A 10,430-nucleotide genomic window follows, 5' to 3' on the forward strand; every position below is an offset into this window, starting at 1 on the left:
GGGTCACCGTGCGGCCCCGGAAGTTGGTCCGCCGCAGCGTCGGCTCGGCCGGGGAGGTACGCGCCTCACGCAGCGCGTACCGGGCGGCCGCCGCACCGGCGCCGGCGATCAGCAGCCGACCCAGCGTGCTCATGCCAGCACCTCGTCGGTTTCGGACACGGGGGTACGTCGTTCGCTCACTGGGGCAGTCTAGGCAGCAGGGACGCGGCGTTGTCGCCGACGCCGTACTGCCCGGCCTTCTTCTCGGTGAGTTGCTGCACCAGGGCGAGGGTGGTGACCACCTGGCCCTGCACGGTGTTGGCGTTGTCGACCGTGGAGATGGTCTGGGTGAGCACCGGGTCGCCGCGCACCACGCCGACCAGGTTGCCGCCGACGGAACCGTTGCCGGCCACCACGATCGAACCGGTGCGGTCGAACTGCTCCGCGACGTTGACGACTGACTCGTCCCGCTTGTCGGAGTCCTTGTCGACGTACGGCTGGCCGCTGACCACGACGACGGCCTCCGCCGAGGCGGTGACCTTGTTGCTGTCGGTGGTCAGGTAGCCAGCGTTGTTGTAGGCGGCGAGCACCGCCCGCCGGTCGGCGTCGCTGACCGGCGTGACGCCCTGGGGCCGGTCCAGCAGGACGCTGGCCAGCAGCGCGCTGGAGGTCTCCACGCCGTGCCCGTTGCCCGGCAGGCCGGTGGTCTGCGCCGTCGGGCGGGCCGCGGTGACGGCCAACTCCAGCAGGTTGGAGTTGTTGTCCGGGTTGATGAACTTGTCCTGCAGGTCCACCTGGCCGGTGATGGTGGCCCCGGCGAGCTGCAGCTTCTTGAGCACGCCCTCGGTGTGGTCGCGCCCGTTGGGCAGGCTGACAACCACGACCCGACGCGCGGTGAGGGTGCCGGGAAGGAGGAGCTGGGAGGTCTCCTCGGCGAAGTCCTCTTCCAGCGCGAGTTGCTTCTCCATGTTGCTGACCGTCTGACGCCAGTGCTGGTTGTCCTTGCGCAGCCCGGTGACCTGCCCCTCGAGCGAGTCGGCGACCGGGCCGTTGAGGGCGGCGGTGCCGACCACCAGGCCGATCGCCAGAGCCAGGAAGACCGCGGTGAGGGACACCACGTGGTAGCGGAAGTTGATCACGCTTGCAGCCTCTTGATCGGTCGGGAACTAGAAGAGCCGGTACAGCTGGAACACGAAATTGTCCCACCACTCGGCGACCACGCCCAGGTACGCCTTTCCAACTGTCGACACGGCCACCGCGGACGCCATCGCCGCGATCGCCGACAGCACCAGCAGCAGCAGCGACGAACCGGAGATGCTCTGCCGGTAGAGCCGGCTCACCCCCTTGGCGTCGACCAGCTTGCCACCGACCTTCAGCCGGGTCAGGAACGTCGAGGCCATTCCGCCGCGACCCTTGTCGAGGAACTCGACGAGGGTGGCGTGGGTGCGACCGCGACCAGCAGCGAGGCGCCCTTCTCGTCGGCGAGCAGCATGGCCAGGTCCTCGCTGGTCGCCGCGGCCGGGAAGAGGATCGCCGGCACGCCGAGGCCGTTGACCCGGGGCAGGCCGGGCGCCCGTCCGTCCGGGTACGCGTGCACGATCACCTCGGCGCCGCAGCGCAGCACGTCGTCGGTGACCGAATCCATGTCCCCGATGATCATGTCGGGGGTGTAACCGGCCTCGACCAGCGCGTCCGCGCCGCCGTCGACGCCGATGAGCACCGGCTTGAACTCCCGGATGTACGGGCGCAGCACGTCCAGGTCGGCCTTGTAGTCGTAACCGCGCACCACGATCAGGCAGTGCCGACCCTGGATCTGGGTCTCGATGTCCGGCACGCCGACACCGTCGAGCAGCAGGTCGCGCTCCTGGCGCAGGTAGTCCATCGTGTTGGCGGCGAACGCCTCCAACTGCACCGACAGGCCCTCCCGGGCGTCGGCCATCGCCTTGGCGACCGTCTCGGCGTCCTGCAGGCTGCCGTGCGCGACCGGCTCGTCACCGGCGAAGACAGTGTTGCCCTCGATGCGCACCTGGTCGCCCTCGCGGATCCGCTCGAAGACGCCCTCGCCCAGGTCGTCGAGGAGCGGGATGCCGGCGGCGATCAACACCTCCGGGCCGAGGTTCGGGTACCGGCCGGAGACCGACGGCTTGGCGTTGAGCACCGCCGCGACGCCGACCGCGACCAGCGAGTCGGCCGCCACCCGGTCCAGGTCGACGTGGTCGATGACCGCGATGTCACCGGGGCGCAGCCGACCGACCAGGCGTTTCGTCCGGCGGTCAAGGCGCGCGGTGCCGAGGACTCTGCCCGGTTCGGAGTTCCGGTTCCGGCGCAACGTGGGTAGACGCATCGTGACCATCCTGGCATGTGAGGCAGGCTTTTCTGTCGCGACATGCCTGAGCAGGGCCGCCTACCCAGGGAAGCACACGTCGGCACAAGCCGGTGTGCTTGCGCTCACAATACGCGGCGTCACAACCGCCTTTCCTTGGCGGCCACGGCCAGCAGCTCCTCGGCGTGGGCGATACCCAGGTCCGAATCGGGCAAACCCGCCAACATCCGGGCCAGTTCCCGGGCCCGCTCGGTGTCCTCCACAACCCGCACCCCGCTGGTCGTCACCGCGCCGCCGGTGTCCTTCGCCACCACCAGGTGCCGGTCGGCGAACGCGGCGACCTGCGGCAGGTGCGTGACGACCAACACCTGGTGGCTGCGGGCCAGCCGGGCCAGCCGCCGGCCGATCTCCACCGCCGCCTGCCCGCCGACCCCCGCGTCGACCTCGTCGAAGACCAGCGTGGGCGGGCCGCCCGAACCGGCGAAGACCACCTCGATGGCGAGCATCACCCGGGACAGCTCACCGCCGGAGGCACCGCGCTGCAACGGCAGCGACGGCGCGCCCGGGTGGGCCAGCAACCGCAGCTCCACCTCGTCACCGCCGTCCGGGGCGACACCCACCTCGACGCCGTTGACCGCCAGCGTCGGCTCGGCGCGCCCGGCCGGACGGGGCAGCACCGCCACCTCGATCCGCGCGTGCGGCATGGCCAGACCGGCCAGCTCGACGGTGACCTGGTCGGCGAAGCGGACCGCCGCCTCCTGCCGGGAGGTGGACACCCGCCCGGCCAGGTCGGCCACCTCGACGGCGAGCCGCTGACCCTCCCGCTCCAACTCGTCGAGCAGGTCGTCGGAGGTGTCCAGGTCGGACAGTCGGGTGCGGGCCCGGTCGGCCCAGGCGATCACCCCGTCGACATCGTCGGCGTACTTGCGGGTCAGCGCCCGCAGCGCCGCCCGCCGCTCGTAGACGTGTTGCAACCGGGCCGGATCCGCGTCCAGCGTCGCCAGGTACGTCGACAGCTCGGCGGACACGTCGGTGACCAGCGTGGCCGCCTCCTCCAGGCGGACCGCCAACTCGCCCAGCGCCGGGTCGGTGCCGGCCTGCGCCTCCAGGGTGCGGCGCGCGGTGCCGAGCAGCGCCGCCGCGTCCGGGGTCTCGTCGGTGGCCTCCACGCCGCCGGCCACGCACTGCTGGGCGATCTGCGCGGCCGTGCGCAGCCCCTCGGCGTGCTCCAGGCGCTGCGCCTCGGTCTTCAGCTCGTCGTCCTCGCCGGGCTGCGGATCGACGCGGGTGATCTCGTCGAGGCCGAGCCGCAGCAGGTCCGCCTCCTGGTTGCGCTCGCGGGCGTTGCGCCGCCCGTCGGCCAGGTCGTCGACCACCCGCCGCCACCCCCTGTACGCCTCGCGCAGCGCGTCGAGCAGCTTCTCGTGGGCCGGGCCGGCGAACCGGTCCAGGGCGGCCCGTTGCTCGGCGGGACGCAGCAGGCGCAGCTGGTCGGACTGGCCGTGCACGGCCACCGCCTGCTCGCCGATCTCACCGAGCATCGACACCGGCATGCTCCGGCCGCCGACGTGGGCGCGCGAGCGCCCCTCCACCGTCACGGTGCGACTCAGCAGCACCGAACCGTCCTCGTCGGGCTCGCCACCGGCCTCGCTGATCCGCGCGTGCACGGCGTCGGCGACCCGGCCGTGCAGGCGCAACCGCCCCTCCACCACCGCCCGGCCCGGCTGGGCACGGACCCGCCCGGCATCGGCCCGGCCGCCGAAGAGCAGGCCGAGGCCGGTGACCACCATCGTCTTGCCCGCACCGGTCTCGCCGGTGATGACGTTCATCCCGCCGGTCAACGGCAGCGTGGTGTCGTCGATGACGCCCAGTCCGGTGATGCGCAGCTCATCCAGCACAACAACCGACAGTAGACGCGAGGCCTGACAGTTGACCAGCCGACGGGCCCCGGCGCGCCCCGCACCCGGCCGACGTACAGTTCTGCCCCGTGTTGGACGTGATCGGCCTGACCTCGGCTGAGGAGGAGCTCTACCGCTGCCTGCTCCAGCTCACCACGGCCCGCATCGACGAGCTGGTCCACCGCCTGCACCGGCCGCGTGAGCAGGTCGTCGCCCAGGTCGAGACGCTGCGCGGCAAGGGCCTGGTACAGCCCACCGACAACGACCCGGACGCCCCGCTGCGCCCGACCGCCCCGGACGTCGCCCTCGGCGGGACGCTGCTGCGCCACCAGGAGGATCTGGAGGCGGCCCGGCGTCGGGTCACCCAACTCGCCGAGGAGTACCGCTCCGGGCTGCGTCGCCACCACGTCGACCACCTCGTCGAGGTGATCACCGGTGCCCGCGTGCTCCGGGACCGGCTGCGCGATCTGCAGAATTCGGCGCGTACCGAGGTGCTCTGGTTCTGCCGGGCCAACCCGCTCGCGATGGCCGGCCCGGAGAACGTCGAGGAGTTCGACGCGCTGGCCCGTGGGGTGAGCTACCGGGCCATCTACGAGCGGGACCTGCTGCTGGAACCGGGCGCGTTGGCCGACCTGGCCAAGGGGGCCGCCGCCGGCGAGCAGGCCCGGGTGCTGGACCGACTGCCGGTCCGACTGGCCATCGTGGACGCCCGCACCGCCATCTGCCCGCTGGTGCCGGACCGCGACGGCGGCGAACCGAGCGCCGCCGTGATCGGTCGCAGTCAACTGCTCGACGCGCTGCTCGCCCTCTTCGAGAGTCACTGGCGGGTGGCCACCCGGTTGCGGCTCGACGACCCGCCGGCCGGGCCGGCCGCCGAGGGACGCCGGCCGGACCCCGAGGGCCGGCCGAGCGACGGCTACCAGCCGGACGCCGACGAGGCGCGGCTGCTGTCGCTGTTCGTGGCGGGCGTACCGGACAAGTCCATCGCCTCCCAACTCGGGGTGAGCCGGCGGACCGTGCAGCGGCGGATCGCCGACCTGATGGCCGCCGCCGGCGTGGACACCCGCCCCGGCCTGGCCTTCCAGGTCGCCCGGCGCGGCTGGCTCTGACGCGGAAGGGTCCACCGTCGGCCGACGGTGGACCCCCAGCGGCGCGGGCGGGTGGCCAGGCCACCCCGCCCTCCCGATCAGCGCAGCCCGTACGCCTGGAGCACCGTCTGCTCGACGGTGTTCCCGGCCCGGTCGGCGGCGTGCACCCGCAGCGACACGGTTCCGCGTCCCCCCGGCACGCTCGCGGTGTACCGGGTGCCCGACCCCTTGGTCGGCGCGTCACGCCAGGTGCCGCCGCCGTCGAAGGAGACCTGCACCCGGACGCGGGTGCCGGTCGGCGCGGGCACCCCGGCCGGCTGGCGCACTGTCAGCCCCAGTTGGTGCGGCCGGTTGCCGGATACCGTGCCGAGCAGGTCGGCCGGCACTTGGTAGTCGACCTGGAGCAGCGACAACGGCGTCGCGGCGTCGCCGGCCGGTCGGGCCGAGGTGAACTCCCAGGCGGTGTCGGTCCGGGTGGCGTAGCGCCACTCCGGCGAGGATCGCCGGGTGGTCAGGTCCAGCCGGTAGCGGGCCTGCCCCGCGGTGGTGGGCACCGGGGCCCACCCGCCGGTCAGGTCCGCGATCTGCTGCCCGTCGCGACTGAGCCGAGCCTCGACGGCGTCCGGCTCCTCGCTGCCGCCGGCCACGCCGTGGTGGCCCTCGGCGTCGACGAACTCGGCCACCCGCAGGTCCAGCGTGTCAGCGGTACGGGTGGGCACCGGCGCCCCGCGGCCGGCCGGCACGGCCGGTCGGATCACCGGGGCGTGCCAGGTCTCGGTCTCCCGGTCGGCACCGGCGTACTGCCGGGGCTGGTCGGTCAGGCCACCGGTCAACTGCCCGTCAGCCATGAACGTGATCTTGTGCAGGACCCGGTGCTGCCACCAGGAGTCGTCGGCGCTGACGAACTCCTGCCGGCTGCTGCCGGCACGCACCAGCCGCTGGTTGTCGTTCCAGGACATCTCCTGCCACGGACGCCAACCGAAGCGCTGCTCGCTGGCCCACTCACCACCGACGCCCCCGTAGCTGGCGGTCACCTCGGCGGTGTTCCGCGCGGTGACCCGGTGCGTGATCCGCTCCGGGACCCGCCCCTTCGAGACCTGCCACACGTCGTACAGGTACGGGCTCTGCACGGTCAACGTCAGGTCCAGCGTCGTGCGGCCACGCTTCGCGGCAGCGATCACCCGCTGCCCGTCGTCGTACGCCACCGCCATCGCCGGGATGGGCAGCCGGTCACCCAACGGCGTCCAGGACGTCCACGCGCTCTGGTCGGCCGGTCGGACGATGAGCGCCACCGTCGCACCGGCGGCGGCCGCCGCCGCGAGCTGCTGCTCCTCCGAGGCGTCCGGACTGGTGGTGAGCAGCGCAGCCGCGCCGCGCACCCGAGCCAGCTCCCCGGGGGTGCCGGTGCCGGCCCAGACCAACGGCAGCTTCCGCCGATCGGCTGGCGCCGGCGAGTAGCCCATCAGGTTGATGTCCAGCGGACCGGACACCCCGCTGATCGTCGCGTCCACCATCGGCTTGACCAACTGCCAGCGCGACGAGAACTCGAACTGGCCCTCGCGCACCGGGCGGGTCGGCGTGACGTTCACCTGCTGGACGGTGCTGAAGGTCATCACCCCGTGGTCGACCTGCCGGCCGTTGCCGAAGACCCGGTGCTCGTAGAAGCTGATCGTCGAGCGCTGCTCGGACGGTTTCGGCGTCTCGATCCGCACCGGCGTGCCGCTACGCGGGTCGAGCACCACCGTGACATCCCGGTCGACCAGCAGCTCCGGATCGGTGACCAGGGTGACCTGCTCATCCAGCGGAGCGCCGTGCTCGATCAACGCCTCGAGCAGGTAGGGGCCCTCCTCGACCTGGAGTCGCACCTCCCCGCCGACCCAGCCGAGCCAGTCGGATTCGGGCTGCTCACCGAAGAGGGTGAGCACCGACGCGAGACCCGGCTGACCCTGCATGTCCACAGCTCGCACGGTCACGGTGTGCAGCGGTCCGCTGAGGGTGAGCGCGACCGCGGTGCGCACCGCCACACCGTCCGCGCCGGTCGCCACCAGCCACCCGCCGTGCAGACCCCGGTCCAACTTCGCCGGGTCCGCCCGCAGCGGCACGGCCACGCTGCCACCGGCCGGCACTGTCACCTCGGCGCCGCCGACCGAGACACCGTCGGTCTCGACCGCGCGGGTGTCCAGGTTACGCAGCTCCAGGGCCAGCCGCAGGGTCTGCGGGGCCGTGCCGCCGTTGGTGTACGTCACGGTCCGCTCGGCCGTCGCGCCATCGGTGCTGAGCCGGCCGAAGTCGGCGGTCGCGGAGGAGTGCAACCGCTGGCCGAGCGCCCGGGCCACGTCGACCCGGCCGCCGCCCTGCTCGAACACGGTCAGCTCCGGGTTCGCCTTCGTGGTGCTGACCAGCGCGTCCTTGAGCGTGCCGGCGGTCCAGTCGGGGTGCTCCTGGGCGAGGATCGCCGCCGCTCCGGACACGTGCGGGGTGGCCATCGAGGTGCCGTTCGCGGTCGTGTAGGAGTCGTCCACCGGCGTACCCATGGCGGTGCCGGCGGCCCGCGCGGCGATGATGCCGACGCCCGGCGCGGTGATCTCCGGCTTCAGTCCGTTGTCACCGACGCGCGGACCCCGACTGGAGAACGACGCCAGGTTGTCGTCCCGGTCCACCGCACCGACGGTCAGCGCCGCGGCGGCCGCGCCGGGTGACCCGACGGTACGCGCCGCGCCCTCGTTGCCGGCCGCGACCACGAACAGCGCCCCGGTCTCGGCGGTCAACTCGTTGACAGCCTGACTCATCGGGTCGGTCCCGTCGGTCGGGGATCCGCCGAGGCTCATGCTGACCACCCTCGCACCGGAGTGGGCGGCCCACTCCATTCCCGCGATGATGGACGAGTCGGAGCCCGAACCGTTGTCGTCGAGCACCTTGCCGATCAGCAGCCGCGCGCCGGGAGCGACGCCCTTACGCAGGCCGCCGGACGCCGCGCCACTGCCGGCGATGGTGGCCGCCACGTGGGTGCCGTGGCCGTGCCCGTCGCGGGCGCTGCCAACGCCGGAGAAGTCCCGCGCCTCGGCGATCCGGCCGGCCAGGTCCGGGTGGGTCGCGTCGACGCCGGTGTCGAGCACGGCCACCTTCACGCCGGTACCGTCCCGGCCGGCCGCCCAGGCCGCCGGGGCGCCGATCTGCGGCACACTGTGCTCCAGCGTCGGGCGGACCTTCCCGTCCAGCCAGATCCGGGCGACACCGGCGCCGAGGCGGGCCGGCGCACCGGCGGCCATTCGCTGCCCCGGCGCACCCCGCAGCGATGTCCACAGTCCACCGAGATCACTCTTGCCGACCCGCACCGCCGCGCCGTTGATGCTCGCCAACGGCCGGGCGTCGGTGGCGCCGGTGAGCGGCCGGACCCGACCGGCGGCCGGCTCCTGATAGCGCACGATCAGCGGCAACGCGCCCTGCGCGGCGTCGCCGTACCCGTCGGCGGCCAACTCCTGCACGTCGAACAGGTGAGGGTCGAGCACCCCCGCGGCGAGGTACGGCATGACGTCGCTGGGCAGCACCCGCAGCCCGCCGTCGACCTCCACGGTCTGGAAGATGATCCGCTCCCGACCCGGGCCGCGCCGGACGCTGGCGGTGAACCGGCCGGGCGCGGCCTGGACCAGGTCGACCTGGTCGCCGGTGATCAGGGTGATGCGGACGGGCGCGACGCCCGAGGCGGGCGGCCCGAGTGCGGGCCGGTGGGCCGGGCGGGCGGATCGGCGGACGCCGGTGCGGCGAGGCCGACCACCAACGCGCCGACCGCGCCGACGGCGAGCCAGCGTGGGGACCAGTGCATGCGATGCGCTCCTCTACTCCTCCAGGCCCGCCACCCGTGGACGGGGGCCGATCGGAGTCTGCGACGGAGCGTGTCACCAGGTCACTAGTCGCCCGCCGCCGCAGCGGCGACATGTCGTCAGGTGGACACCGCGCGTCCACCGACGGTGTGCGCCACGGTCACCGGCGGCTGCCGCGCCAGCCGTGCACGGGGAGCGCGAACTTGGCGACCAGCCGGTCGGTGAACGGGCGGGGCCGCAACCGCACGATGCGCACCGGCAGGGCACCCCGGCGCACCGTCACCCGCGCTCCGGGTGGCAGGTCATAGACCCGGCGCCCGTCGCAGGAGAGCACCGCGAGGGTGGTGAACGGATCGACGGTGATCACGAAGGTGGACGTCGGCGCGGTGACCAGCGGGCGGCTGAACAACGCGTGCGCGCTGATCGGCACCAGCAGCAACGCCTCCACCTCCGGCCAGACCACCGGGCCGCCACCGGAGAACGCGTACGCGGTGGAGCCGGTGGGCGTGGCGCAGACGACACCGTCGCAGCCGTAGCGGGACAGCGGCCGCCCGTCCACGTCGACGAGCAGTTCGAGCATCTGCGCCCGCTCGCCCTTCTCGATGCTGATCTCGTTGAGCGCCCAGGACTCGATGGTCGGCCCACCGTCGAACTCGGCGGTGACATCCAGGGTGAGCCGCTCGTCGACCGTGTAGTGGCGACTGACGACGTCCCGGACCGCGGTGTCCAGGTCGTCGATCTCCGCCTCGGCCAGGAAGCCCACCTTGCCGAGGTTGATGCCGAGCAGCGGCGCCTTCGCCGGCCGGGCCAGCTCGGCGGCGCGCAGGAAGGTGCCGTCCCCACCGAGCGCGAAGACGATCTCGGCGCCCTCGGCGGCCTGCGGGCCGGCGACCGGCACCACGCCGGGCAGGTCGAGGTCGTCGGCCTCGTCGGCCACCACCCGTACCTCGAAACCCGCGGCGATCAGATCGGCGGCGACCGACCGGGCGTGCTCCGTGCTGCGTCGACGGCCGGTGTGGGTCACCAGCAGCGCGGTCCGGCTCATCGGACCGCCCGCTCACCCGACGCCGGACGCGACGGGCCACCGTCGCCTCGGCACGCCCGTGGGCCGGTGCGGTGCCTCCGCTGCGCGCGTTCACCCTGCGACCTCCTCCGCCGCCACGTCCGGCACGTCGCCGGTCGTCGTCGAGCCGTCCGGCCCGGCCGCCACCACTGCCCGCACCCGCCTGCGGGTCGGCCGGTGGTGCGCCCCGGCGCAACCATACGAAGAACTCCACGTTGCCGCTCGGCCCGGCACGGGCTGGCCGCGCAGCGGTTCGTG

At 73.3% G+C, this 10,430-nt stretch carries 6 protein-coding genes and 2 pseudogenes; 1 reads left to right on the forward strand and 7 read right to left on the reverse strand.

The genetic code is table 11. The features are described from left to right. Nucleotides 1-176: 176 nt before the first annotated feature. The 3 genes and pseudogenes from JM949_RS29190 to recN form a co-directional block, all read right to left on the reverse strand. On the reverse strand, nt 177-1,118 hold the full coding sequence (locus JM949_RS29190; RefSeq protein WP_203151375.1) for a copper transporter: 942 nt from the start codon (nt 1,116-1,118) through the stop codon (nt 177-179). 27 nt (nt 1,119-1,145) lie between these two features. Next, a pseudogene (gene steA / locus JM949_RS29195) lies at nt 1,146-2,323 on the reverse strand (putative cytokinetic ring protein SteA). A gap of 119 nt (nt 2,324-2,442) precedes the next feature. After that, nucleotides 2,443-4,200 carry a DNA repair protein RecN gene (recN, locus tag JM949_RS29200; RefSeq protein WP_203151376.1) on the reverse strand — a complete coding sequence of 586 codons (1,758 nt, stop codon included), beginning with the start codon at nt 4,198-4,200 and terminating at the stop codon, nt 2,443-2,445. Between the two features lie 89 nt (nt 4,201-4,289). Between recN and JM949_RS29205 the strand changes: the two genes are divergently transcribed. Further along, the gene (locus JM949_RS29205; RefSeq protein WP_203151377.1) at nt 4,290-5,309 is read left to right on the forward strand and encodes a helix-turn-helix domain-containing protein; all 1,020 of its coding nucleotides are present in this window, start codon (nt 4,290-4,292) and stop codon (nt 5,307-5,309) included. Nucleotides 5,310-5,386: 77 nt separating this feature from the next. Here JM949_RS29205 and JM949_RS29210 read toward each other — a convergent pair whose 3' ends face one another. The 4 genes and pseudogenes from JM949_RS29210 to JM949_RS37930 form a co-directional block, all read right to left on the reverse strand. After that, nucleotides 5,387-8,860 (reverse strand): S8 family serine peptidase, encoded by a 3,474-nt coding sequence (locus JM949_RS29210; protein ID WP_309232376.1) that lies wholly within the window; start codon nt 8,858-8,860, stop codon nt 5,387-5,389. Nucleotides 8,861-8,958: 98 nt separating this feature from the next. Beyond that, complete coding sequence (locus JM949_RS37925) at nt 8,959-9,111, reverse strand: hypothetical protein (RefSeq protein WP_238434086.1); 153 nt, start codon at nt 9,109-9,111, stop codon at nt 8,959-8,961. A gap of 158 nt (nt 9,112-9,269) precedes the next feature. Then, a complete protein-coding gene (locus JM949_RS29215; protein WP_203151378.1) occupies nt 9,270-10,154 on the reverse strand; it encodes an NAD kinase in 885 nt (294 codons plus the stop codon). A 90-nt stretch (nt 10,155-10,244) separates the two neighbouring features. Next, nucleotides 10,245-10,430: pseudogene (locus tag JM949_RS37930) on the reverse strand (hypothetical protein); the annotation flags it as partial.

Origin of the sequence: Micromonospora tarensis (assembly GCF_016803395.1) — a bacterium.
GTDB lineage: Bacteria > Actinomycetota > Actinomycetes > Mycobacteriales > Micromonosporaceae > Micromonospora > Micromonospora tarensis.

Excerpts from the sequence above, each read along its gene's own strand:
- JM949_RS37925 (WP_238434086.1), bottom strand. The coding sequence starts at position 9,111 with ATGCACTGGTCCCCACGCTGGCTCGCCGTCGGCGCGGTCGGCGCGTTG.
- JM949_RS29215 (WP_203151378.1), bottom strand. The coding sequence starts at position 10,154 with ATGAGCCGGACCGCGCTGCTGGTGACCCACACCGGCCGTCGACGCAGC.